Source organism: Serratia sp. X10, assembly GCF_017811775.1.
Lineage (GTDB): Bacteria > Pseudomonadota > Gammaproteobacteria > Enterobacterales > Enterobacteriaceae > Serratia > Serratia ureilytica.
In genome coordinates, this window is sequence record NZ_JAEIOH010000008.1 from 77,284 (window position 1) to 103,474 (window position 26,191).

19 protein-coding genes are annotated in these 26,191 nt (G+C 60.7%); 7 read left to right on the top strand and 12 right to left on the bottom strand.

What is annotated here, in order from left to right:
• Nucleotides 1-4: 4 nt before the first annotated feature.
• Nucleotides 5-2,410: a maltodextrin phosphorylase gene (malP, locus tag J9788_RS21335; RefSeq protein WP_046898697.1), complete on the bottom strand. Its 2,406-nt coding sequence runs from the start codon at nt 2,408-2,410 to the stop codon at nt 5-7.
• A 460-nt stretch (nt 2,411-2,870) separates the two neighbouring features.
• Between malP and malT the strand changes: the two genes are divergently transcribed.
• Nucleotides 2,871-5,585, top strand: a complete 2,715-nt coding sequence (malT, locus tag J9788_RS21340) for an HTH-type transcriptional regulator MalT (protein ID WP_033651750.1) — start codon at nt 2,871-2,873, stop codon at nt 5,583-5,585.
• A 3-nt stretch (nt 5,586-5,588) separates the two neighbouring features.
• On the opposite strand, the gene J9788_RS21345 is transcribed toward malT, so the two are convergent.
• From J9788_RS21345 to ulaA, 6 genes are read right to left on the bottom strand one after another with little or no spacing between them, the layout of a single operon-like run.
• Nucleotides 5,589-6,275: an L-ribulose-5-phosphate 4-epimerase gene (locus tag J9788_RS21345; RefSeq protein WP_046688554.1), complete on the bottom strand. Its 687-nt coding sequence runs from the start codon at nt 6,273-6,275 to the stop codon at nt 5,589-5,591.
• Between the two features lie 4 nt (nt 6,276-6,279).
• Nucleotides 6,280-7,134, bottom strand: coding sequence for an L-ribulose-5-phosphate 3-epimerase (locus J9788_RS21350; RefSeq protein ID WP_182265710.1), 855 nt, complete (start codon nt 7,132-7,134; stop codon nt 6,280-6,282).
• A 9-nt stretch (nt 7,135-7,143) separates the two neighbouring features.
• The gene (locus tag J9788_RS21355) at nt 7,144-7,800 is read right to left on the bottom strand and encodes a 3-keto-L-gulonate-6-phosphate decarboxylase UlaD (protein WP_182265709.1); all 657 of its coding nucleotides are present in this window, start codon (nt 7,798-7,800) and stop codon (nt 7,144-7,146) included.
• Between the two features lie 12 nt (nt 7,801-7,812).
• Nucleotides 7,813-8,283: a PTS ascorbate transporter subunit IIA gene (gene ulaC, locus J9788_RS21360; protein WP_182265708.1), complete on the bottom strand. Its 471-nt coding sequence runs from the start codon at nt 8,281-8,283 to the stop codon at nt 7,813-7,815.
• A gap of 10 nt (nt 8,284-8,293) precedes the next feature.
• Nucleotides 8,294-8,602, bottom strand: a complete 309-nt coding sequence (gene ulaB / locus J9788_RS21365; protein WP_033645301.1) for a PTS ascorbate transporter subunit IIB — start codon at nt 8,600-8,602, stop codon at nt 8,294-8,296.
• A 14-nt stretch (nt 8,603-8,616) separates the two neighbouring features.
• Nucleotides 8,617-10,014, bottom strand: coding sequence for a PTS ascorbate transporter subunit IIC (gene ulaA, locus J9788_RS21370; RefSeq protein WP_046898693.1), 1,398 nt, complete (start codon nt 10,012-10,014; stop codon nt 8,617-8,619).
• Nucleotides 10,015-10,368: 354 nt separating this feature from the next.
• On the opposite strand from ulaA, the gene ulaG reads away from it, so the two are divergent.
• The 6 genes from ulaG (at nt 10,369) to glpD (ending at nt 16,283) form a co-directional block, all read left to right on the top strand.
• The gene (gene ulaG, locus J9788_RS21375; RefSeq protein WP_046898692.1) at nt 10,369-11,433 is read left to right on the top strand and encodes an L-ascorbate 6-phosphate lactonase; all 1,065 of its coding nucleotides are present in this window, start codon (nt 10,369-10,371) and stop codon (nt 11,431-11,433) included.
• Between the two features lie 111 nt (nt 11,434-11,544).
• Nucleotides 11,545-12,300 (top strand): HTH-type transcriptional regulator UlaR, encoded by a 756-nt coding sequence (gene ulaR, locus J9788_RS21380; protein WP_033651753.1) that lies wholly within the window; start codon nt 11,545-11,547, stop codon nt 12,298-12,300.
• A gap of 84 nt (nt 12,301-12,384) precedes the next feature.
• Nucleotides 12,385-12,711, top strand: a complete 327-nt coding sequence (glpE, locus tag J9788_RS21385; protein WP_004930790.1) for a thiosulfate sulfurtransferase GlpE — start codon at nt 12,385-12,387, stop codon at nt 12,709-12,711.
• 171 nt (nt 12,712-12,882) lie between these two features.
• Nucleotides 12,883-13,719, top strand: a complete 837-nt coding sequence (glpG, locus tag J9788_RS21390) for a rhomboid family intramembrane serine protease GlpG (RefSeq protein WP_033651754.1) — start codon at nt 12,883-12,885, stop codon at nt 13,717-13,719.
• 50 nt (nt 13,720-13,769) lie between these two features.
• Nucleotides 13,770-14,528 (top strand): DeoR/GlpR family transcriptional regulator, encoded by a 759-nt coding sequence (locus tag J9788_RS21395; RefSeq protein WP_004930797.1) that lies wholly within the window; start codon nt 13,770-13,772, stop codon nt 14,526-14,528.
• A gap of 246 nt (nt 14,529-14,774) precedes the next feature.
• Complete coding sequence (glpD, locus tag J9788_RS21400; RefSeq protein ID WP_019455182.1) at nt 14,775-16,283, top strand: glycerol-3-phosphate dehydrogenase; 1,509 nt, start codon at nt 14,775-14,777, stop codon at nt 16,281-16,283.
• A gap of 59 nt (nt 16,284-16,342) precedes the next feature.
• Here glpD and glgP read toward each other — a convergent pair whose 3' ends face one another.
• The 5 genes from glgP to glgB form a co-directional block, all read right to left on the bottom strand.
• A complete protein-coding gene (gene glgP / locus J9788_RS21405) occupies nt 16,343-18,790 on the bottom strand; it encodes a glycogen phosphorylase (RefSeq protein WP_182265707.1) in 2,448 nt (815 codons plus the stop codon).
• 141 nt (nt 18,791-18,931) lie between these two features.
• Nucleotides 18,932-20,362: a glycogen synthase GlgA gene (gene glgA / locus J9788_RS21410; RefSeq protein WP_033645308.1), complete on the bottom strand. Its 1,431-nt coding sequence runs from the start codon at nt 20,360-20,362 to the stop codon at nt 18,932-18,934.
• 134 nt (nt 20,363-20,496) lie between these two features.
• On the bottom strand, nt 20,497-21,774 hold the full coding sequence (gene glgC, locus J9788_RS21415) for a glucose-1-phosphate adenylyltransferase (protein ID WP_004930810.1): 1,278 nt from the start codon (nt 21,772-21,774) through the stop codon (nt 20,497-20,499).
• A 15-nt stretch (nt 21,775-21,789) separates the two neighbouring features.
• Nucleotides 21,790-23,772: a glycogen debranching protein GlgX gene (gene glgX, locus J9788_RS21420; protein ID WP_182265706.1), complete on the bottom strand. Its 1,983-nt coding sequence runs from the start codon at nt 23,770-23,772 to the stop codon at nt 21,790-21,792.
• Nucleotides 23,769-25,955 carry a 1,4-alpha-glucan branching enzyme gene (glgB, locus tag J9788_RS21425; protein WP_182265705.1) on the bottom strand — a complete coding sequence of 729 codons (2,187 nt, stop codon included), beginning with the start codon at nt 25,953-25,955 and terminating at the stop codon, nt 23,769-23,771. The genes glgX and glgB overlap by 4 nt, the downstream gene beginning before the upstream one ends.
• Nucleotides 25,956-26,191: the final 236 nt, after the last annotated feature.

A 26,191-nucleotide genomic window follows, 5' to 3' on the forward strand; every position in this document is an offset into this window, starting at 1 on the left:
CTCCTTAACGTTTGGCTTGCCAGATGCGCTGCTGGTAATCGCGGATCGAGCGATCCGAGCTGAACATGCCGACGCGCGCGGTGTTAAGGATAGTCCGCCGCGTCCACTCGTCCCGATCGCGATACAGCTCATCGACCCGGCGCTGCGCCTGGCAGTACGAGGCAAAGTCCGCCAGCACCAGATAGGGATCGCCGCCTTCCAGCAGGCTGTGCAGCATCATGTCGAATGCGTGCTTGTCGCCGTGGCTGAAAGCGCCGCTCGCCAGCTCGTCCAAAATCGCCTTCAGGTGCTTGTCCTTCTTGCGGTAGCTGAGCGGATCGTAGCCCTTCGCCACTATTGCCTTCACCTGCTCCACGGTATTGCCGAAGATAAAGATGTTGTCTTCGCCCACCTGCTCGGCGATTTCGACGTTGGCGCCGTCCAGCGTGCCGACCGTCAGCGCGCCGTTCAGCGCCAGTTTCATGTTGCCGGTGCCGGAGGCCTCTTTACCGGCGGTGGAGATCTGCTCGGAGATATCCGCCGCCGGGATCATCAGTTCGGCCACCGACACGCGGTAGTCCGGGATAAACGCCACTTTCAGGCGATCCTTCACCAGCGGATCGTTGTTGATCTTCTCGGCCGCCTGATTGATGGCGTAGATGATGTTCTTCGCCAGGTAGTAGCCCGGCGCCGCCTTGGCGCCGAACAGGAACACGCGCGGCACGATGTCCAGATTCGGGTTGTCGCGCAGCTGGCGATACAGCGACAGGATGTGCAGCAGATTCAGGTGCTGGCGTTTGTACTCGTGCAAGCGTTTGATCTGCACGTCGAAGATTGCGTCCGGATCGAGCTTCAGCCCCATCACGCCGTGCACGTACTGAGCCAGCGCCACCTTGTTGTCGCGTTTGATCTGCTGATAACGCTGGCGGAACGCCGCGTCGTCGGCGAATTTCTCCAGCCCGCGCAGCGCGTCAAGATCGCCCGCCCACTCCACCTTCAGCGTCTCGTCGATCAAGCCTGACAGCGCCGGGTTGCACTGTTTCAGCCAACGCCGCGGCGTGATGCCGTTGGTGACGTTATGGAATTTGTTCGGCCACAGCTGGTGATATTCCGGGAACAGATCCTTCACCACCAGATCCGAATGCAGCTGCGCCACGCCGTTGACCGCAAAGCCGCTGACCACGCACAGGTTGGCCATGCGCACCTGCTTGTCATGGTGCACCGCCAGCTTGGCCCACATCGCCTCGTCGCCCGGCCAGTGCTTATCCACCAATTTTTTAAACCTGGCGTTGATCTGTTTGATGATGGAGAAATGGCGCGGCAGCAAGCTGCGCACCAATTTTTCATCCCAGCGCTCCAGCGCTTCCGGCATCAGAGTGTGGTTGGTGTAGGCGAAGGTGTTGCTGGTGATCGCCCAGGCCGCCTCCCACTCCAGCTGGTGCTCGTCCAGCAGAATGCGCAGCATTTCCGGAATGGCGATGGTCGGGTGGGTGTCGTTCAGCTGGATCACTTCATACTTCGGCAGTTCTTCAATCTTGCGGCCGGCCTGATGGTGCTTGCGCAAAATGTCCGCCACCGAGCAGGCGCACTGGAAATACTGCTGCATCAAGCGCAGGCGCTTGCCGGCCTGATGGTTGTCGTTCGGGTAGAGCACCTTGGTCAGCTTGTCGGCTTCTACGCCCTGCTTCTCAGCCTGCAGGAATTTGCCGTCGTTGAAATCGCTCAGGTTGAACGGATGCTGATGGGTCGCCTGCCACAGACGCAGCGGCTGCGCCACGCCGTTGCGATACCCCAGCACCGGCAGGTCCCAGGCTTCGCCGCGCAGGGTGAAGGCCGGGCGCCACAATTCGCGGCCGTCGGCCTGCTTCTCCAGCTTGCCGCCGATGCCCACGTCCACCGCTAATGCGGCGTTGTGGCGGAACCACGGATAGCTCTCGCGTTGCCAGTTATCCGGCGCCTCTTGCTGTTGCCCACCCTGGAACGACTGGCGGAACAGCCCGTACTGGTAGTTCAGCCCATAGCCGGTGGCCGGTTGTTCCACCGTCGCCATCGAGTCGAGGAAACAGGCCGCCAAACGCCCCAGCCCGCCGTTGCCCAACGCCGGATCGGTTTCCTGCTCCAGCAGATCCGCCAGCTTGACGTTCTGCTCGGCCAGCGCCTGCTCGACGGTGTCGTACCAGCCCAGGTTGATCAGGTTGTTCGCCGTCAACCGGCCGATCAGAAACTCCATCGAGATGTAGTTCACGTGACGCAGCGGTTTGGCGCTTTTGCGCGGCGCCGGCTGTGCGGCCAGTTGCTCGGCCAGCGCCGCACTGACGGCTTCCCACCATTGATGTTGCGTCATTTGCTGCGCGGAACTGAGGCCGAACCGTTGCCACTGACGGGCGAGCGCCGCCAGAAAAGCATCCTTCTTGAGCGTAGGCTGTGACATAAGGAAAACTCTCTATCCAGTAAGTGGGTCAAATTGCCGCTATCGTGCCGGTGAGAAAGCCTGACGGCATCATCCCGCCTGGGGATTAGCTGGGGAGGAGGATTGGGGCGTAGCTGGAATTGTGATCTCAGGCACTTTTTGACTCCCTTGCAACGATGCAAAAAAGCCCGCCAACGCGTGCGGCGAGCACTGAGAACGTTAACCATGACGTTAGCACCAGTATTCGCGCTGCTGAAGTTTTGTCCATGGCCGGAAATGCGATCCACAACCGTATCGCCGTACTCCGACGCCAAACGTAAAAAAGTGTGATCGATAGCAACTTAACTCCAAGCCGATGCGGAAGCTTGTTGCAATACGTTTAGGGTTGGCAGAAGTTAGGGGGAGCTATTAATTACGAACCATAAAATAATTAGCGCCACTCCAATCCCGGCGGGAACCGCGATTTATATCCTGGAATACTATGCTGATCCCATCAAAACTGAGCCGCCCGGTACGGCTGCAAAATACCGTGATCCGCGATCGCCTGCTGGCCAAACTGGCCAGCGCGGGCAACTATCGTCTGACACTGGTCAATTGCCCGGCGGGATACGGGAAAACCACGCTGATCGCCCAATGGGCGGCCGGCAAGGCCGATCTGGGCTGGTATTCCCTGGATGAGAGCGACAACCAGCCGGAGCGTTTCGCCAGCTACCTGATCGCGGCGCTGCAGCAGGCCAGCGGCGGCCGCTGCGTCAAGAGCGAGGCGCTGAGCCAGAAGCACCAGTACGCCAGCCTGTCTGCGCTGTTCGCCCAGCTGTTTATCGAGCTGGCCGACTGGCATCAACCGCTGTACCTGGTGATCGACGACTATCACCTGATCACCAACGACGCCATTCACGAAGCCATGCGCTTTTTCCTGCGCCATCAGCCGGAAAACCTGACGCTGATCCTGCTCTCGCGCACCCTGCCGCCGCTCGGCATCGCCAACCTGCGGGTGCGCGATCAGCTGCTGGAAATGGGCACGCAGCAGCTGGCGTTCACCCATCAGGAAGCCAAACAGTTCTTCGATTGCCGCCTGGCGGCGCCGATGGAACAGCAGGACAGCAGCCGCCTGTGCGACGAAGTCGAAGGCTGGGCCACCGCGCTGCAGCTGATCGCGCTGTCGGCCCGCCAATCCGCCTCCTCGGCCCAACTGTCGGCCAAGCGGCTGGCGGGGCTGAACGCCAGCCATCTGTCCGACTATCTGGTGGACGAAGTGCTGGATCACGTCGATGCCGATGCGCGCGCCTTCCTGCTGCGCTGTTCGGTGCTGCGCTCAATGAACGATGCGCTGATCGTGCGGCTGACCGGCGAAGACAACGGCCAGCAGCGGCTGGAGGAGCTGGAGCGCCAGGGGCTGTTTATCCACCGCATGGACGACACCGGCGAATGGTTCAACTTCCACCCGCTGTTCGCCTCTTTCCTGCGCCAGCGTTGCCAGTGGGAACTGGCGCTGGAGCTGCCGGGGTTGCACCGCGCCGCCGCCGAAGGCTGGCTGGCGCTGGGGTATCCGGCGGAGGCCATTCACCACGCGCTGGCGGCCAGCGACGTCAGCATGCTGCGCGATATCCTGCTGCAACACGCCTGGTCGCTGTTCCACCACAGCGAACTGGCCTTGCTGGAGGAGTGCCTCAACGCGCTGCCGTATGAGCGCCTGATCCAAAACCCCAAGCTGGCGCTGCTGCAGGCCTGGCTGGCGCAGAGCCAGCACCGCTACAGCGAAGTCAACACTCTGCTGGAGCGCGCCGAGCGCACCATGCGCGAACAGAAAATCGAGATAGACCAAACGCTGCACGCCGAGTTCGACGCCTTGCGCGCCCAGGTGGCGATCAACGCCGGCAAACCGGAAGAAGCCGAGCGGCTAGCGACCGAAGCGTTGAAATTCCTGCCGCTGTCCAGCTACTACAGCCGCATCGTCGCCACCTCGGTGACCGGCGAAGTGCACCACTGCAAGGGCGAACTGGCGCGCGCGCTGCCGATGATGCAGCAGACCGAGCAGATGGCGCGTCGTCATCAGGCGAACCATTACGCGCTCTGGGCGCTGCTGCAGCAAAGCGAAATCCTTATCGCCCAAGGCTTCCTGCAGGCCGCTTACGAAACCCAGGATAAGGCGTTCGAACTGATCCGCGAGCAGCACCTGGAACAGCTGCCGATGCACGAATTCCTGTTGCGCATCCGCGCCCAGATCCTGTGGTCATGGTCGCGCTTGGACGAAGCGGAAGACGCGGCGCGAGCCGGGCTGAAAATTCTGGCCAACTACCAACCGCAGCAGCAACTGCAGTGCATCGCCATGTTGGCCAAATGCTCGCTGGCGCGCGGCGATCTGGACAATGCCAATACCCATCTGCAGCGCTGCGAAACCCTGCTGCACGGCGCCCACTATCATCGCGACTGGCTGACCAACACCGACAAGTCGCGGGTGATCCACTGGCAGATGACCGGCGACACCGCCGCCGCCGCCCAGTGGCTGCGCCACACCGAAAAGCCCGGCATGGCGGACAACCACTTCACGCAGGGGCAATGGCGCAACATCGCGCGAGTGCAGATCCTGCTCGGCCAGTATGAAGAGGCCGGCGTGGTGCTGGATGAACTGAACGAAAATGCCCGCCGCCTGCGGCTGGTGAGCGATCTCAACCGTAATCTGCTGCTCAGCAACCAGCTCTACTGGCTGCAAGAGCGCAAGGGCGAAGCGCAGCAGGCGCTGATCGAAGCGCTGTCGCTGGCCAACCGCACCGGCTTTATCAGCCACTTCGTCATCGAAGGCGAAGCGATGGCGCAGCAGCTGCGCCAGCTGATCCAGCTCAACACGCTGCCGGAGCTGGAACAGCATCGCGCCCAGCGCATCCTGCGCGACATCAACCAGCATCATCGGCACAAGTTCGCGCATTTCGACGAGAACTTCGTCGATAAGCTGCTGACCCATCCGCAGGTGCCGGAACTGATCCGCACCAGTCCGTTGACCCAACGCGAATGGCAGGTACTGGGGCTGATCTATTCCGGTTACAGCAACGACCAGATCGCCGGTGAGTTGGATGTAGCGGCCACCACCATCAAGACCCATATCCGCAATCTGTACCAGAAGCTGGGCGTGGCCCATCGCCAGGAAGCGGTGCAGCAAGCGCAGCAGCTGCTGAAGATGATGGGGTACGGCGCCTGATAGTCAGCGCTGGCCGTAATAAGCGCCGGCGCCATGTTTGCGGCTGAAATGTTTCGCCGACAGGTGTTCATCGATCCGGCGCAGGCCAGGGTTAATGCCCCGGCTGATCCACGCCATCTTAGCCACCTCCTCGAGCACCACCGCGTTATGCACCGCCTCATCCGGCGAGCAGCCCCAACTAAACGGGCCATGCTGATACGCCAGAATACCGGGAATGTGCAACGGCTCGCGCCCGCACAGGGTTTCGATAATCACCCGACCGGTGTTCAATTCATATTCCCGCGCCACCTCTTCCGCCGTCAGCGCGCGGGTGCAAGGAATGTCGCCGGAAAAATAGTCGGCATGGGTGGTGCCGAACGCCGGTATCGCCTCACCCGCCTGGGCCCAGGCGGTGGCGTGAGTGGAATGCGTATGCACGACGCCGCCGAGTTGTGGGAATGCCCGGTACAGCGCCAGATGCGTCGGCGTATCGGATGAAGGCCGCAGTTGTCCCTCAACAACCTCCCCTCGCGCATTCACCACCACCATATCTTCCGCCCGCATCGTTTCATAAGGCACGCCGCTGGGTTTTATCACCATCAGATCGCTGGCCCGATCGATGCCGCTGACATTCCCCCAGGTATAGGTCACCAGCCCGTGCTCAGGCAGCGCCATATTGGCTTTGTAGACCTGCCATTTCAGTTGTTCCAGCATGTTAGCTCCCTATTTCCAACCCGGCCTCTGCCATGCGTTCAACCACCCAGGCACGCGCCTCCCGCACCGCCTGCAGCGGGTCGGGCGCCTTCTCGCTCCACATTTCGAGCAGATAGGGGCCGCGATAGCCGCTCGCAAGCAGCGTTTCGAAGCAGCGGGTGAAATCGACCACGCCCTCGCCGAACGGCACGTTCTTAAACTCTCCCGGCCGCGTATCCTTAACGTGCACCGCCACGATATGCCCGCGTCCGGCTACGAGCTCCATCTGTACATCGTTGTCCCAGGCAGACAAATTGCCGATGTCCGGGTACAGCTGAAACCATGGGTTATTCAGGTAGTGGGCATAGCCCAGCGCCTTGCTGACCGAATTCATCAGCGGATAGTCCATGATTTCCATCGCCAACATGACCTGAGCGCGGCTGGCCATCTCCACCGCCTGCGCCAATCCGGCGCGGAACCGGGCGCGGGTCTGCGCAGTAGACTGCTGGTAATAAACGTCATACCCGGCCAGTTGGATCACCCGGATGCCGGTATCCTGCGCCAGCCGAATAGCCTTGCGCAGGATTTCCAGCCCCTGTTCCCGCACCGCGTCGTCTTCGCTGCCCAACGGAAAACGCCGGTGGGCGCTGAGGCACAGTGAAGGCACCCGCACGCCGCTCGCTGCAACGGCGTTGACCAACGCGAGCCGCTGTTCGGCGCTCCAGTCCAGCCGCGCCAGACGGCCGTCGCTTTCATCGATCGACATTTCAACGAAATCGAATCCCAACTCCCCCGCCAGTTGCAAGCGCGTCAGCCAGTCCTCACCCGGCGGCAACGCTTTCTCGTAGATGCCCAACGGTACGGATTTTTGCAACATAACCGCTCCTCAGCCCCACAGTTGGGCGATGACGCGTTTAAATTCCCGCGCCGCCGCGACCGGATCGGCGGCATCGCGAATGCTGCGCCCGGCGATAAAGACATGGATGGGAATGCCCCGGAACAGAGGCAAATCCGCCAATGACAATCCGCCGGTAACCGTCACCTTGAAACCCATCTCGTTCAGGCGATGAACCGCGCGGATATCGTCATCGCTCCAGGCGACGCCCGCCGCCTGCGCGTCACGGCTGCGGTGATACACCACCTGACCAATACCCGCCTCACGCCACGCCTGCGCCTGTTCCCAGGTCCAAAATCCCGTCAGTTCGATCTGCACGTCGCCACCGAACTCATGCGCCACCTGCAGCGCGCCCTTGGCCGTATTGATGTCAGCGCAGCAGATCACCGTGATCCAGTCGGCGTGCGCCTCGAAGCACATCCGCGCCAAAATTTGCCCCGCATCGGCGATTTTCGCGTCCGCCAACACGATGCGATCCGGATACAGCGCTTTCAGATCGCGCACGGCCCGTACGCCTTCCGCCACACACAAAATAGTGCCGACCTCAATGATGTCGACTTCGGCCGCGATCAGGCGCGTCGTATTGTAAGCCGCGGCCATGGACAGGTTATCCAGCGCCACTTGCAGCATCGGTAAATGCGTTTTCATTGCATGTCTCCTTCAATTCGCCGCCGCCGCGGACGTTTTTTCGATCAACGCCAGTACCTCGCTCGCGCGGCGACAGGCCCGCAAGCGATCGAAGTTCGCCTCATCTTCGAACAGGTTCACTACCTGCATGATGCCCACCTCCTGATGCGTTTTGGCGTCCACCGCCGCCATGGTGATCAAGATGTCTATCGGATCGTTGTCCTCATCGCCGAAGCACACCGGCGTTTTCAAGGTGACCAAGGCGAAGCCGGTTTTCAGCACCCCTTCCTCTGGCCGACCGTGCGGCATCGCCAGGCCCGGCGCCAACACGAAGTAAGGGCCGTGCCGTTCGACGCCGGCCAGAATGGCGTCGAAATAGCGAGGCTCCACCACGCCGGCGGCCACCAGCAGATCGACCCCCAGCCGCACCGCCTGCCGCCAGTCGGCAGCCTCCGCCTGCAGGTGAATAGCGTTGTTCTGCGCCAACGAATCGCTCAGTTTCATGACTCGCTCCTCACTGCTTCAAATCTTGCGGAAAATGCGCGCCGATGACTTCCATCAGCTTCGGACCGAAGTCGGCCGCCGAGAGCATATTGCGCACCCCGACCACGTATTTGTTGCCGCTGACGACGATCTCATCCGCGACATGGGTGGAAGCGATGATGATGTCAGCCCCGCTCAACTCGGATTTGTATTCCCCCACCGCACAGCTGTTGACCGAATGATCCACGCCTTGCTGCGTTAAAAATTGGTCGACTTTCATTTTCATGATCATGGAACTGCCTTGTCCGCAACCGCACACCGCCAGGATTCGTACCGTCATAATCTGCACTCCTATTAACGTGACGCTGGTTCAACCGATTGTTTTTCAGCATCTTCCTCCGCGCGCAGGGTGCGCCCGGCGAAGAACATGTACAGCAGCGCGATGGCGATCACCACGCCCATAAACCACAGGCCGAGGCTCAGCCCTTGCATCAGCGGCGGCGCCAGAATCGACCAGTCCGCCATTCCCATCCAGGCGCTCAGCCCGGTCAGCTTGATGGCCCACACGCAGCCCAAGATCTCTATCATCCCCATCACCAGGCAGATCTTCATCGCCGCGCGCCAGCCGCCAAAGTGGTTAGCGAACACGCCGATGGTGGCGTTAGAGAAGAACATGGGAATGAAACCGGGAATGATCATGATGGAAGCGCCGCACGCCAGGAGGATGCCGACGGCGATCAGTTGGCCGATAGTGCCCCACATAAAGCCCCACACCACGGCGTTGGGCGCGAAGCTATAGATGGCGGCGCAGTCGATGGCCAGTACCGCACCGGGGATCAGGCGTTGGGAAATCCCGTTGAAGGCCTCGGTCAATTCGGCGACGAACATGCGCACGCCCTGCACGATGATGAAAATCGCCACCGCGAACATCAGCCCGGTTTGCAGGATATAGATGCTCCAGTGGGTTTTACCGGCCATCGCCTGCAGGGTATCCAGGCCGAACGAGCAAAGAATGATGCCGAAGAACAGCGTCATCACGATGGCGGTGGAAACGATGTTGTCATGGAAAATGTTCAGCCACCCGGGCAGCTTCAAATCTTCCACGCTGTCCTCTTTTTTACCGAGATACGGCGCTGCCTTATACGCCAGCCACGAAGCGAACTGCTGTTGGTGCCCAATGGAGAAACCGCTGTTTTCCGTCACCGCCTGCGTCGGTTTGAACATCATGTTGGACGTGATGCCCCAATACAGTGAAGCCAACAGCGCGCTGCACAATACCGTTGTCCACATGCCGTAGCCCAGAATGTAGAAAAATACCGCGATCAACCCCACCTGCTGAAACATGATATGGCCGGTAAGCATGATGGTGCGGATGCCGGTAATGCGCCTCAACAACACGTAGAGTATGTTCAGCGCCAGCGCCAGCAAGACCGCGTAGCCGACCCAGCTATAGGCCTCCCCCATCCGATCGATGGTGGCCATCATCGAGGCATAGGTATCTGAAATCGCCCCGTTGATGCCGTACACCTCGGACAGCTTCGCCACCACCGGTTTGAACGTGCCGGTCAGGATGCCGGAACCGGCTTGCAGCAACATGAAACCGATAATGGTTTTGATCGTGCCTTTGATAATGACCGCCGCGCTTTTGCGCAGCAACGTGTAACCCAGCAGCGTAACCAGCCCCAACAGCAGCGGCGCATTGGTCATCACCTGGTTAAAAAAGACGGTGAAGATGGTGTAAAGAGTTTCCATACGGCTCTCCCGAAAAGGTTGGCATGCAGGTAACGCCTTCACCATACCAATCACAAGAAATCACAAAAAGATCATAAATGATTATTTGTGAACAACCTCGCAAGTTAAAAATCAATTCCACTAACATTCAATGAATTAGACGGCTTACATTTTATTACTCATTGAATTTAATAGCAGTTAATCAAACAAAAAGGAGATAAAAGGACGGCGCAGCACGTAAATCCGGCGGTGTTAACGTGTATTTCTAACGTTGTCAGTTGAAAAAAACGGTGCTAGATTCGATCAAAACAAATCACATAAAATCTTTAAATGATTATTTGTGATTGCATTATCACCGCTAACGAGGAACGACCCATGAGTAAAGTCAACGACATCACCCGCGAATCCTGGATATTGAACACCTTTCCCGAATGGGGCACCTGGCTGAACGAAGAGATAGAGCAGGAGAACGTTGCGCCCGGCACCTTCGCCATGTGGTGGCTGGGCTGTACCGGCATCTGGCTAAAATCCGAAGAAAGCGCCAATCTGTGCGTCGACTTTTGGTGCGGCACCGGCAAGCAGAGCCACGGCAACCCACTGATGAAAACCGGCCACCAAATGCAGCGAATGGCAGGGGTGCGCAAGCTGCAGCCTAACCTGCGCACAACCCCATTCGTACTGGATCCCTTCGCGATTACCCAGCTCGACGCCGTCTTGGCCACGCACGACCACAACGATCACATCGATGTGAACGTCGCCGCGGCGGTGTTGCAAAATTGCGCCGCCACCGTTCCGTTTATCGGGCCGCAAAGCTGCGTGGATATCTGGATTGGTTGGGGTGTGCCGCCTGAGCGCTGCATCACCGTCAAACCTGGCGACGTGATAAAAATCAAAGACATTGAAATTCATGCGCTGGACGCCTTCGATCGCACGGCGCTCATTACACTGCCGGTGGAACAAAAAGCGGCGGGCGTTCTGCCGGACGGCATGGACCTGCGGGCGGTCAACTACCTGTTCAAAACGCCGGGCGGCAACCTTTATCACAGCGGCGATTCCCACTACTCCAACTATTACGCCAAGCACGGCAACGATCATCAGATCGATGTCGCCCTCGGTTCCTACGGCGAGAACCCGCGCGGCATTACCGACAAGATGACCAGCGCCGACATCTTGCGCATGGCGGAATCGCTGAACGCCAAGGTCGTTATCCCCTTCCACCATGACATATGGTCGAATTTCCAGGCGGATCCGCAGGAAATTCGCGTGCTGTGGGAAATGAAGAAAGACCGGCTCAAATACGGTTTCAAACCGTTTATCTGGCAGGTTGGCGGCAAGTTCATCTGGCCGCAGGATAAAGACAATCTGGAGTACCACTACCCGCGCGGTTTCGATGATTGCTTCACCCTCGAACCCGACCTGCCCTTCAAGTCTTTCTTGTAATCAACCGGTATTGCATACGGATGCGCGCTTTTGAACGGGAATGATTCAAATCGTCAAACGGCGCGCATATAATCATAGGCAACGACGTTTTCTCTCTCCGACGGAGCCCGCATGACAGAGTCCCAACGCCACAACGCCATTCTCGATCTCTTGCAGCGCAAGGGGCAAATCTCCGTGGCGGACGTCATCGCGGCGTTTGACATCTCTCCGGCCACCGCGCGCCGGGACATCAACAAACTGAATGAAATCGGCAAATTGCGCAAAGTGCGCAACGGCGCCGAAGCCACACAGACTCCGCGTCCGGCCTGGACGCCGCTCAATATCCACCAAACCCAGCACCTGGACGAAAAAATGCGTATTGCGGCGGCCGCGGCACAGCTCTGTCAGCCGGGTGAAAGCGTGGTGATCAATTGCGGCTCCACCGCATTTCTGTTGGGCCGTGAAATTTGCGGCAAGCCGGTTCAGGTGATCACCAATTATCTGCCGCTGGCCAATTACCTGATCGAGCAGGAACACGACAGCGTGGTGATCATGGGAGGCCAGTACAACAAAACCCAGTCGATTACGCTGGCGCCCCAGGACGGCGACGCCACCCTGTACGCCGGGCACTGGATGTTCACCAGCGGTATCGGCCTCACCGCTGACGGCCTGTATAAAACCGATATGCTGACCGCGATGGCGGAACAGAAGATGCTCAACTACGTCGGTAAACTGGTGGTGCTGGTCGACAGCAGCAAAGTCGGCCAACGCGCCGGCATGCTGTTCAGCCGCACCGAGCAAATCGCCATGGTGATCACCGGCCGCGCCGCCGATTCGGCGATCGTTGAGCAACTGCGTCAACAAGGGGTAGAAGTGCTGCTGGTGTGAGAAAACCACAAGCTTGCTCTGGTCTTAAACGCCGCAGAGTTGGTTACAATAGCGGCGTCCCCCAATAATGAGGCAGTCAGCAGTATGGAACAGTTCGAAGCGATCAACGTTGAACAGGCTTACACCCGCTGGAAAGAGGGCAGCGCTGCCCTGGTCGACATCCGCGATCCGCAAAGTTTTGAAGCCGGGCATACGCCGGGCGCCTTTCACCTCACCAACGCCACCCTGTCGGCCTTTATGCAACAAAACGACTTCGAGCGGCCGGTGATGGTGATGTGCTACCACGGCAACAGCAGCCGCAGCGCGGCGCAATACCTGCTGCACCAGGGGTTCGACGCGGTCTACAGTATCGACGGCGGCTTCGAGGCCTGGGCCCGTCAGTATCCGCAAGACGTGGAAACCTCAGCCTGATCCCCGCCGCCCGCCGTGCGTCGGCGGGCTTCCCCTGCGTTTTTATGCGCGTTTTCGCGGGTTTTTCGCAGATCCGTTTGCCAGCGCTCAGGATTTCGACGTTATAATCGGCCGTCAGGGTCGCCGGCGCGCAAGCGGCGGCCAAAATCATTCACTTACGACGGAAGAGCAATGGTTAGAGTAATCGCCGTATCCAACCCGCGCCTGGCGCTGGCCTTTGTCGACTATATGGCGACCCAGGGCATCCGGCTTGAGCTGCGCAACAGCGGCGAGGCGGCGGAAATCTGGCTGGCCGACGAAGGTCACCTCGAGCAGGTGCAACACGAGCTGCAGCAGTTTCTGGTCGATCCGCTCAACCGCCGTTATCAGGCCGCCAGCTGGCAGACCGGCCATACCGACGCCGGCCTGCACTATCAGAGCGAATCCTACCTGCACACCCTGCGCAGCAAAGCCGGGCCGCTGACGCTCGGCGTGATGGTGCTGTGCATCGCGGTCTACATCCTGATGCAGGCGCTCGGCGACGATACCGTGATGTACTGGCTCTCCTGGCCGCAGGACAGCAGCCAATACACCCAACTGTGGCGCTGGATCAGCCATGCGTTCCTGCATTTCTCCCTGCTGCATATCCTGTTTAACCTGATGTGGTGGTGGTATCTCGGCGGCCAGATGGAAAAACGCCTCGGCGCCGGCAAGCTGTTCGTGCTGGCGGTGGTGTCGGCGTTCTTCAGCGGCTGGGCGCAATCGCTGTTCAGCGGCGCGCTGTTCGGCGGGCTGTCGGGCGTGGTCTATGCGCTGATGGGCTATGTCTGGCTGTCGGGCGAACGTGCGCCGGAGCGCGGCCTGATGCTGCCGCGCGGCCTGATGGTGTTCTCGGTGCTGTGGCTGGTGGCCGGATATTTCGATATTTTAGGAATGTCGATCGCCAACGCGGCACACGTAGCCGGTTTAGTGTTAGGGTTATTGATGGCATTTTGGGATACGCGTCATCGCGCACACAACGAACAATAACAGCCGGGAGCTATGCCCAGCGGGCATAGCGGGCGTTTTAGGGGATTATCGTGAAGCAAACACAGCGTCATGACGCAATTATCGAGCTGGTGCGCCTGCAGGGTTACGTCAGCACGGAAGAGCTGGTCGAACATTTTGACGTCAGCCCGCAAACGATTCGCCGCGATTTGAATGACCTGGCCGACCAGAACAAGATCCAGCGTCACCACGGCGGCGCGGCGCTGCCTTCCAGCTCGGTCAACGCTGCCTATAACGATCGCAAGGTGATGTGGTCGGAAGAGAAAGCCCGCATCGCGCAGCGCGTCGCCAGCCAGATCCCGGACGGCGCTACGCTGTTCATCGATATCGGCACCACGCCGGAGGCGGTGGCCCATGCGCTGATGAACCACAAGAACCTGCGCGTGGTCACCAACAACCTTAACGTCGCCACCCTGCTGACCGCCAAAGAAGACTTCCGCCTGATCCTGGCCGGCGGCGAAGTGCGCACCCGCGACGGCGGCATCATGGGCGAAGCCACCCTGGACTTCATCTCCCAATTCCGCCTCGATTACGGCATTCTCGGCATCAGCGGCATCGATATGGACGGCTCGCTGCTCGAATTCGACTATCACGAAGTGCGCACCAAACGCGCGATTATCGAAAATTCCCGCTGCGTGATGCTGGTGACCGACCACTCCAAATTCGGCCGCAACGCCATGGTCAACCTGGGCAACATGAACCTGATCGACTACCTGTTTACCGACCAGCTGCCGCCGCCGAGCGTAATGAAAATCATCGAACAGTACGACGTGCAGCTGGAGCTGTGCTGATTCGGCCTTAACCGGCGGGGCGCGCCGCCGCCCCGTTTCATCCCTTTAGCCCCCCTCACCGATAGCCGTTTGCGCGCCCGCGCCATATCCATATTATTTGTGTGACTATCATCACCAAACTGTTACCTCTATCACGCCTAAATGTTTTTGTTTGGTTAAGTCTTGGCTTGCTTGTTGGTTTTTGATTACAATCATGAGCGAAAACGAACATGAAAGAGCTATTTCGAACATCTGGAGGAAGATGACGTGGAAACCAAAGACTTGATCGTTATCGGTGGCGGCATCAACGGTGCCGGCATCGCGGCGGATGCTGCCGGGCGCGGGCTGTCGGTACTGCTACTGGAAGCGCAAGACTTGGCCTGTGCTACGTCTTCCGCCAGTTCCAAACTGATCCACGGTGGCCTGCGCTACCTGGAACACTACGAATTCCGTCTGGTGAGCGAAGCGCTGGCCGAACGTGAAGTGCTGCTGAAACTGGCGCCGCACATCGCGTTCCCGATGCGTTTCCGCCTGCCGCACCAGCCGCATCTGCGTCCGGCCTGGATGATCCGTATCGGCCTGTTCCTGTACGATCACCTGGGCAAACGCACCAGCCTGCCGGGCAGCAAGGGGTTGCGCTTTGGACCAGAGTCGGTGCTGAAGCCTGAGCTGAAGCGCGGTTTCGAATATTCCGACTGCTGGGTCGACGATGCTCGCCTGGTGGTGCTGAACGCGCAGGAAGTGGAAAAACGCGGCGGCGAAGTGCGCACCCGCACCAAAGTGACCCGCGCATGGCGCGAAAACGGCCTGTGGATGGTGGAAGCGGTCGATATCGACAGCGGTAAAACCTTCACCTGGCGCGCCAAAGGCTTGGTGAACGCCACCGGCCCGTGGGTGAAAAACTTCTTCGACGACGGCCTGAAGCTGAAATCGCCTTACGGCATCCGTCTGATCAAAGGCAGCCACATCGTGGTGCCGCGCGTGCACGATCAGCCGCAGTCTTACATTCTGCAGAACGAAGACCACCGCATCGTGTTCGTGATCCCGTGGAATGACGAGTTCTCCATCATCGGCACCACCGACGTAGAGTACAAAGGCGATCCGAAAGACGTGAAGATCGACGAGAACGAAATCGCTTATCTGCTGAAAGTGTACAACGACCACTTCAAGAAGCAGCTGGGCCGCGACGACATCGTCTGGACTTACTCCGGCGTGCGTCCGCTGTGCGACGACGAATCCGATTCACCGCAGGCGATCACCCGCGATTACACACTGGACGTGCACGACGAGCAAGGCAAGGCGCCGCTGCTGTCGGTCTTCGGCGGCAAGCTGACCACCTACCGCAAGCTGGCCGAACATGCGATGGAAAAACTGGCCCACTACTACCCAGGCTGCGGCCCGGCGTGGACCAAAAACGCCACGCTGCCGGGCGGTGACATCGACGGCGACCGCGACAGCTACGCGGCCAAACTGCGCCGTGCGCACGGCTGGCTGCCGGAAGCCCTGGCGCGCCGCTATGCCCGCACCTACGGCAGCCAGAGCGAGCTGATCCTGGCCGGCGCCAACGGCCTCGCCGATCTGGGCGAAGATTTCGGCCACGGTCTGTATGAAGCCGAACTGCGCTACCTGACCGAGAAAGAGTGGGTCGTGGAGCTGGACGACGCTATCTGGCGCCGCACCAAGCTCGGCATGTGGCTGGACGAAGCGCAGCAGGCGCGCGTGAAAGCCTGGCTGGCGGAACACGCGAAAACGAAAGCGCTGTCGCTGGCTTCCTGAGCCGCAGCGTAACGAAAAAGGGCCGGTTATCCGGCCCTTTACTTTTTTCCTGCCCCGCTTTACAGCTTCACCGGCTTAATGTGCCAAATTTCATCCGCATATTCCTGAATGGTGCGATCGGATGAGAAGTAACCCATATTGGCGATATTCAGCACCGCGCGCCGCGTCCACTCGTCCTGATTGAGATACACCTCGTCCACCTTGTCCTGCGTGTCCACATAGCTGCGGTAATCTGCCAACAGCTGATAGTGGTCGCCGAGGTTCACCAGCGAGTCGAACAAATTGCCATAGCGCTTCGGCTCCTCCGGGCTGAACACCCCGGTGGCGATCTGCGTCAGCGCCTGATGCAGCTCCGGGTCCTGCTCATAGTACTGGCGCGGGTTGTAACCGTTGCGGCGCAGTTCCTCGACCTGCTCGGCGGTATTGCCGAAGATAAAGATGTTCTCCTCCCCCACGTGCTCGCGCATCTCGACGTTGGCGCCGTCCAGCGTGCCGATGGTCAGCGCGCCGTTCAGCGCGAACTTCATATTGCTGGTGCCCGAGGCTTCGGTGCCCGCCAGCGAGATCTGTTCCGACAGATCCGCCGCCGGGATGATGATCTGCGCCAGGCTGACGCCGTAGTTCGGAATGAACACCACCTTAAGCTGGGTATGCACGCGCGGATCGTTGTTGATCACTTTGGCCACGTCGTTGATCAGGCGGATGATCTGCTTGGCGGCATAGTAGGCCGAGGCCGCCTTGCCGGCGAAGATCACCACCCGCGGCACGCGCTCGAAATCAGGGTCAGCCAGCAAACGGTTATACAGCGTGATGACGTGCAACACGTTGAGCAACTGCCGTTTGTACTCGTGGATGCGTTTGATCTGCACGTCGAACAGCGCATCCGGGTTGACCACCACGTTGAGCGTTTTGGCGATGTACAGCGCCAGCCGCTCCTTGTTCTGCCGCTTGGCGCGCTGCACCGCCTGCAGGAAGCTCGGGTAATCGATGTTGGCCTTGATCTCGCTCAGCTGGCTGAGATCGGTGCGCCAGGTTTGGCCGATGCAGTCGTCCAGCACCGCCGCCAATGGCGGGTTGGCCAGCGCAAGCCAGCGACGCGGCGTCACCCCGTTGGTTTTGTTGCAGAAACGAGTCGGGAATAGCCGGGCGAAGTCGGCGAACAGCGACTGCACCATCAGTTCGGAATGCAGAGCGGAAACGCCGTTGACCTTGTGGCTGGCCACTACCGCCAGCCACGCCATGCGCACCCGACGGCCGTTGGTTTCGTCGATGACCGAGACCCGCGCCAGCAGATCGTTGTCGCCCGGCGCCACCTCCTGCACCATTTTGAGGAAGTGATCGTTGATCTCGAAAATCAGCTGCAGATGGCGCGGCAAGATGCGGCCGAGCATGTCCACCGGCCAGGTCTCCAGCGCCTCGCTCATCAGCGTGTGGTTAGTGTAGGAGAATACCTGCTCCACCACTTCCCAGGCGTCGAGCCACTTGAACTTGTGCTCGTCGATCAGCCGGTGCATCAGCTCCGGAATCGACAACACCGGGTGAGTGTCGTTGAGGTGAATGGCGATCTTGTCCGCCAGGTTGTCGAAGGTTTTGTGCATCAGCCAATGGCGATTGAGAATATCCTGCACCGTGGCCGACACCAGGAAATACTCTTGTCGCAAGCGCAATTCACGCCCGGAGGAGGTCGAATCGTCCGGATAGAGCACGCGCGACACGTTCTCCGAATGGTTTTTATCTTCCACCGCCGCGAAGTAATCGCCCTGATTGAACTTGCCGAGGTTGATCTCGTTACTGGCCTGCGCGCCCCACAACCGCAGCGTGTTGGTGGCGTCGGTGTCGAAACCGGGGATCACCTGATCGTAGGCGATGGCCACGATTTCTTCGGTCTCCAGCCAGCGCGCCTTGGCCCCCTCCTGCTGCACGCGGCCGCCGAAGCGCACCTTGTAGCGGGTGTTGTGGCGCGGAAACTCCCACGGATTGCCGTACTCCAGCCAGTAGTCCGGCGATTCCATCTGTTGGCCATTGACGATGTTCTGCTTGAACATGCCGTACTCATAGCGAATGCCGTAGCCGCGCCCTGGCAGCGCCAGCGTCGCCAGCGAGTCGAGGAAGCAGGCCGCCAGCCGGCCCAGACCGCCGTTGCCGAGCCCGGGGTCGTTCTCTTCCTCCAGCAGCTCCGCCAGGTTCAGCCCCATCTCGTTCAACGCGTTGTCGATGTCCTGATAAATGCCCATCGACAGCAGCGCGTTCGACAACGTGCGACCGATCAGAAACTCCATCGACAGGTAATACACCTGCCGCACGTCTTGAGACAGCTGGGCCCGGTTGGAGCGCAGCCAGCGCTCCACCATGCGATCGCGCACCGCGAACAGGACGGCGTTGAGCCAGTCGTGGCGGTTGGCGATCGCCGGATCCTTGCCGACGATAAACATCAGCTTATAGGCAATGGAATGTTTCAGCGCTTCCACACTGACCGTAGGTGAGGTGTAACTAAACGGTGAAGTCATGGCTTTTTAATCCCTTGTAGGGAGCCCAGCCATCCGCCGCGGAATAGCTGGCCCCGCTGAACATGGACGCGGCACGCCGCGCCCCGACAATCAACCCAAACGGCTGCCCGCCGCGCGTCAACCCGCGACGCGAAACGCGGGCTACAAGCGTTGATAAAGCGACAGATACTCTTTCGCCGCCACCGGCCAGCCGAAGTCCACGCTCATGGCGTGACGCTGAACGTGGCGCCAATGTTTCGGCCGGCTCCACAGCACCATGGCGCGGCGGATGGCGTTGCCCAGCGCGACGGCGTCGCAATCGTCGAACACGAATCCGCTGGCGGTGCCGTCGGCCAGGTTCTCCAGCGCGCAGTCCACCACCGTGTCCGCCAGTCCGCCGGTGCGGCGCACCAGCGGCAGCGTGCCGTATTTCAGGCCGTAGAGCTGCGTCAGGCCGCAGGGCTCGAAGCGGCTCGGCACCAGAATGACGTCGGCGCCGCCGATGATGCGGTGGGAGAAGGATTCGTGATAACCGATCTGCACGCCGACCTGCTCAGGGTAGTCGGCGGCGGCGGCCAGAAACGCCTGCTGCAGCACCGCGTCGCCGGCGCCCAGCAGCGCCAACTGCCCGCCCTGCGCCAGCAATTCGGGCAACGCCTGCAGCACCAGATCGAGGCCTTTCTGGCTGGTCAATCGGCTCACTACCGCGAACACCGGCAGCGATTCGTCCACCTTCAGCCCCATGGCCTTTTGCAGATGCAGCTTGTTTTTGACCTTGCTTTTCAGATCGTCGGCGTCATAGCGGGCGCTCAGCCGCGGGTCGTGGGCCGGATCCCAAATCTTGTCGTCCACGCCGTTGAGGATGCCGCTCAACCTGCCTTGCCGCTGCCGCTCCTGCAGCAGCCCCTCCATGCCGTAGCCGAACTCCGGCCGGGTGATCTCGCGCGCATACGTCGGGCTGACGGCGGTCACGTGGTCGGCATAAAACAGCCCGGCCTTGAGGAACGACATCTGGCCGTAGAATTCCAGGCCATAGACATCGTAAAACGACGCCGGCAGCCACAGCTCGGTCACGTGATGGGCGGAGAACAGCCCCTGATAGGCCAGGTTGTGCACGGTGAACACCGAACGCGCCGGGTGGCCGTTGGCGGCCAGATAGGCGCAGCTCAGGCCGGCATGCCAGTCGTGGGCGTGCACCAGTTGCGGACGCCAGTAGCGATCCAGCCCCTTGGCCAGCTCGCAGGCCATCCAGCCCAGCAGCGCAAAGCGCCGGTGGTTGTCGGGGTAGGCGTACATGGACTGATCGTGGTACGGGCTGCCCGGCCGGTCATACAGCCAGGGCGCGTCGATCAGGTAAATGCCCACGCCATGGTAGGTGCCGTAACGCAGGCCGACCCGGCCGGCGAACGAGTCTATCTCCGCCACCAGCACGGTGTCGGGTATGCCGTTGCGTACGTCAGGGAAAGCGGGCAATAGTACCCGAACATCGGCGCCTTCGGCGATTTGCGCCGCCGGCAGCGCGCCAACCACGTCTGCGAGTCCGCCCGTTTTCAGCAGGGGGAACATTTCAGAACATACGTGTAAGACCTGCATTATCACTCCTGAAAGTCGGCCGAAGGCCTCTGGATAAGAAATAAAGCAGGCTTGCCGCTGTTATGTGTGCCGCGTTGCGCAAGCCATCGAACCGTTCATCGGGCGGCAGGCTATCGTTCTGCCCCCACGTTAACTCACAATTTTGACAACATTTCGCGCGTCACCAGCACGATGCCGCCTTCCGAGCGATAGAAACGCTTGCTGTCCTCATCGGCGTTTTCCCCGATCACCATGCCCTCCGGAATATGGCACGCACGGTCGATGATGCAGCGCCGCAGGCGGCAGGAACGGCCGACGTTCACGTCCGGCAACAGTACGGTAGAGTCGATGGTGCAAAACGAGTTCACTCGCACGCGCGGGAACAGCACCGAATGCACCACCACCGACCCGGACACGATGCAGCCGCCGGACACCAGCGAATTCATGGTCATGCCATGGCTGCCGGAACGATCCTGCACGAACTTGGCCGGCGGCAGCGGCTCCATGTGGGTGCGGATCGGCCAGGCGCGGTCGTACATGTCCAGCTCCGGCGTCACCGACGCCAGATCGAGATTGGCGCGCCAGTAAGCGTCCAGCGTGCCCACGTCGCGCCAGTAAGGCGGCAAGTCGGGATTGGACGTCACGCAGGACAAGGTAAACGGATGCGCCCACGCCGCCTGCTGCGCGGTAATTTTCGGGATCAGATCCTTGCCGAAATCGTGGCTGGAGCCGGGGGTCGACATATCCTCTTCCAGCAGTTGGAACAGGTAGGCGGCATTAAAAATATAGATGCCCATGCTGGCCAGCGACATATCCGGGTTGCCCGGCATCGCCGGCGGATCGGCGGGCTTTTCCAGAAACTCGATGATGCGGTCGCTTTCATCCACCTTCATCACGCCGAATTCGCCGGCTTCGCTGCGCGGCACCGGCAGGCAAGCCACGGTGCACTGAGCGCCCTTCTCGACGTGGTCGATCAGCATGCGCGAATAATCCATCTTGTAGATGTGATCGCCCGCCAGGATCACCACGTATTCGGCCTCGTAGCGGCGGATGATATCCAGGTTCTGGTACACCGCGTCGGCGGTGCCCTTGTACCAATGCTCGGTGCTGAGGCGCTGCTGGGCCGGCAGCAGATCGACGAACTCATTCATCTCCTCGTTGAGGAACGACCAGCCGCGCTGAATGTGCTGCACCAGCGTGTGCGACTGGTATTGGGTGATCACGCCGATGCGGCGGATGCCGGAGTTCAGGCAGTTCGACAAGGCGAAGTCGATGATGCGGAATTTGCCGCCAAAGTGGACGGCGGGCTTGGCGCGGGTGGAGGTCAAATCTTTCAGACGTGAGCCGCGGCCGCCGGCCAGGATCAGCGCTACAGATTTAATCGGCAGCTGGCGCGCCAACATCAGGGGGTCTTTATTTTCAAACCTAACCATAGCGGACTCCTTTTATTATTTCTGTACCAGTACGCAAACCGAGCGCGCGGCCTGGTGCCAGGCGGGCAATACCGCCCGTGAGTCTTCCTGAATGAACGGGGCGACAACCTGCCAATCGCCTTCCGGCAGCCTCATCTCCATCGTTTGCGGCGTGGCGTTGACCAGCACCAACCAGCGCTGCGACAGCAGGATCTGCATGAGCGGCTCGCCCTGCTCCCACTGCTGCGCGTCGAGCGGCTGGCCTTGCGCGTTCAGCCACTGCACGCTGCCGTCGTCCTGCTGCCACCAGCGGTCCTGCTGCAGCGCGGGGATCTGGCGGCGCAGCGCGATCAGCGCCGCGACGTAATCGGTCAGCGCGTCGTCCGCCGTGGCCCAATCGAGCCAGGTGGTGGCGTTGTCCTGACAATAGGCATTGTTGTTCCCCTGCTGGCTGTGTCCCTGTTCATCGCCGGCCAGCAGCATCGGCGTTCCCTGGGACAGCAACAGCGTGGCGAGCATCGCCCGCTGACTGGCCCTGCGGCGTTGCACAATGGCGTCGTCGGCGACCAGGCCTTCCACGCCGTGGTTGTTGCTGAAATTGCGATCGCTGCCGTCGCGGTTGCCTTCGCCGTTCAGCTGGTTGTGTTTCTCGTTGAAGCTGACCACGTCTTGCAGGGTAAAACCGTCATGGGCGGTCAGCATGTTGACGGTGGCGTAAGGCGCTCGCCCGCGCTGATCGTACAGATCGCTGGAAGCGGCAAAACGCCGGGCGAACTGGCCGAGCGACACGCCGCTCTGCAGCCAGAAACGGCGCATGTCATCGCGGTAATGATCGTTCCATTCGGCGAAGCGGCCAGGAAACGCCCCCACCTGATAGCCGCCGGGGCCAACGTCCCAGGGCTCGGCGATCAGCTTGCAGCGCGACAGCACATCGTCCGCCAACATCGCCTGGAACAGCGGCGCATCGCGATCGAACCCCGGCGTGCGGCCGAGCACGCTGCCCAGATCGAAACGGAAGCCGTCGACGTGGCACTCCCGCACCCAAAAACGCAGGCAATCCATCACCCAGGCCACGCCCTGCGGCTGATCGAGCCGCAGCGTGTTGCCGCAGCCGGTGTCGTTGACATAGTCCCCTTCGGGCGTCAGCCAGTAGTAGCTCAGGTTATCGATGCCGCTCAGCGACAGCATCGGCCCGTCCCTGTCCAGCTCGGCGCTGTGGTTGAACACCACGTCGAGGATCACCTCGATGCCGGCTTTGTGCAGCGCCTTGACCGCATCGCGCAATTCGTTCAGCGGCGTGGCATCGGTGCTCAGGCTGGCGTAGCGGTTGTCCGGCGCATAGGGCGCCAGCACGTTATAGCCCCAATAGTTGATCAGCCCCAGCCGCTGCAGGCGCGGTTCGGAGGTATGTTGCTGCACCGGCAGCAGTTCCAGCGCGGTGATGCCGAGGCGTTTAAAGTGGGCGATCATCACCGGGTGCCCCAATGCGGCGAAACTGCCGCGCAGCGCCGGCGGGATCTGCGGGTGCAGCAGCGTCAGGCCGCGCACGTGCGCTTCGTAAATCACCGTCTGTCCCCAGGGCGTGGCAGGCGGGCGATCGTCCTGCCAGTCATACTGTTCGTCCACCACCACGCACTTCGGCATCAGCTCCGCGCTGTCGTGCGGGTCCGGCTGCTCGTAACCGCCGTGCAGGTGCGGGTGATCCGCCACCGGCCCTTCCACCGCGCGCGCGGCCGGATCGAGCGCCAGCTTGTTGGGGTTGAAACGCTGCCCGTTCGCCGGGTCAAACGGGCCGTAGACCCGATAACCGTAACGTTGCCCCGGCCTGCCGCCCGGCAAGTAGCCATGCCAGATATCGCCGCTGCGCGCCGGCAGCGGCAGGCGCACTTCGCGCTGCTGGCCGTCGAACAGGCACAGCTCCACCCGCTCGGCGTGCGCCGAGTACAGGGTAAAGTTGATGCCTTCGCCGTCGTAATGCGCGCCCAGCGGCGCGGCGAGGCCGGCCGTCAACTCCGTCATGGCGCCTCCCGCAGCAGATAAATGGTCGCCAGCGGCGGCAGCGTTACGCAGATGGAGAAGTCGCGGCCGTGGCTGCCGACCGCTTCGGAAGAGACCCGCCCCTGATTGCCGGCGTTGCTGCCGTGATAGTGGTGCGAATCGGTATTGAGGATCTCGCGGTAGTCACCGGCGCGCGAGAGGCCGATGCGGTAGCGGTAGCGCGGCACCGGGGTAAAGTTGCTGATGGCGATAAGCTCATTGCCCTGCGAATCGTAGCGCGCGAAGGCGAACACCGAGTTATCGTGATCGTCGACCACCAGCCACTCGAAGCCATCCGGGAAGTAGTCGCGCTCATACAGCGGCGCCTGCTGCCGGTAGCAGTGGTTCAGATCGCGCACCAGCCGCTGCACGCCGTTATGCCAGTTATCCAACCCTTCCAATAAATGCCAGTCGAGGCTGGTATCGAAATTCCACTCGCGCCCCTGTGCGAATTCGCAGCCCATAAACAGCAGCTTCTTGCCCGGATGCGCCCACATAAAGCCGTAATAGGCGCGCAGGTTGGCGAATTTCTGCCAGGCGTCGCCCGGCATACGGTCGAGGACCGATTTTTTGCCGTGCACCACTTCATCGTGCGAGATAGGCAACACGAAGTTCTCGGTATAGGCGTACAGCATGCCGAAAGTCATCTGGTTGTGGTGATACTTGCGGTGCACCGGATCGCACTTCATGTAATTGAGCGTGTCGTGCATCCAGCCGAGGTTCCATTTGTAGTGGAACCCAAGGCCGTTGGCGTCCGGCGGCAGGGTGACGCCGGGATAGTCGGTGGATTCCTCCGCCAGCGTCACCGCGCCCGGCTCCGCCTGGCCGATAGTCTGGTTGGTATAACGCAGGAAGGCGATGGCCTCCAGATTCTCGTTGCCGCCGTAGTAATTCGGCACCCACTCGCCGTCAGCGCGGCTGTAGTCGCGATAGATCATCGACGCCACCGCATCCACCCGCAGCGCGTCAATGCCGAAGCGCTCCAGCCAATACAGCGCGTTGCCCGCCAGGTAGTTGCGCACCTCGTGGCGACCGTAGTTGTAAATCAGCGTATTCCAGTCCTGATGGTAACCCTCGCGCGGATCGGCGTATTCGTACAGCGCAGTGCCATCGAAATTCGCCAGGCCGTAGGCGTCGCTGGGGAAGTGCCCCGGCACCCAGTCGAGGATCACGTTGATGCCCGCCTCATGCGCCGCCGCCACAAACGCCCTGAAGTCGGCCGGCGTGCCGAAACGCCGGGTCGGCGCATACAGCCCCAGCGGCTGGTAGCCCCAGCTGCCGTCGAACGGGTGCTCGTTGACCGGCAGCAGCTCGATATGGGTGAATCCCATGTCCTTTACATAGTCGATCAGCTGCACCGCCAGTTCACCGTAGCTGAGCCAAAAGTGGTTATCGGTGTGGCGGCGCCATGAGCCGAGATGCACCTCGTAAATGGCGATCGGCTGGTCAAAATCGTTGGCGCGGCGGCGCTCCGGCGTCGACGGCACCACCTCCGGCAGCGGCGCCACCAGAGAGGCGGTATCCGGGCGCATCTGCGCCTCAAAGGCGTAAGGATCGGCTTTCAGTTGGGTATTGCCATAGCAATCGACGATTTCATATTTGTACAGCTGCCCGGCCCGTACGCCGGGCAAGAACAGCTCCCAGATGCCGTTCTCACGCCGCAGACGCATCGGATGGCGGCGGCCGTCCCAGAAGTTGAATTCCCCCACCACCGAGACGCGCTGCGCGTTGGGCGCCCAGACCGCAAAGCTGACGCCGTCGACGCCATCCAGCGTGACGAGGTGAGAGCCCAGCCGTTCATAGGGGCGCAGGTGCGTGCCTTCGGCCAATAACCAGCTGTCGATATCCTGCAGCAGCGGGCCAAACCGGTAGGGATCGTCGACGATCTGTTGATGATCGCGCCAGCTGACCTGCAGCTGATAGCGGAAAGGATTTTTTCGCCGCGGCACCACGGCGCTGAAGAAACCGCGCGGATCGTCGCAGTTCAGCTGCACCAGCCGCCGGCCGGTTTGCTGTTCCACCAGCCAGACTGCGCCGGCGTCCGGCAGCAGCGCGCGCACCTGCAGACCGTTATCGGTCGCATGCATGCCAAGCAGAGCAAAGGGATCGGCGTAATGGCCGGAGATGATCTGATCAATCACGTCACGATCGGGAAGTACAGGCATAGTCTTCTTCCTTAGATTAACAGCATGATCTAAGCACGGCTTGTTGGTTATTCCTTGGCCGTTTTGGTCATCATGCAATGCATTCGGACTCTAAAGCGTGATTGCGGTCGGTTATTGACCAATCTTTACTCTGCCGACCTGAATTTCGCTCTTTATGCTTATTTTTTGAAATATTTCAGTCATGGTGAAAAAGCGTTCACCCCTGCGTTAAGCATAGCCAATGTCTGTTAAAAACT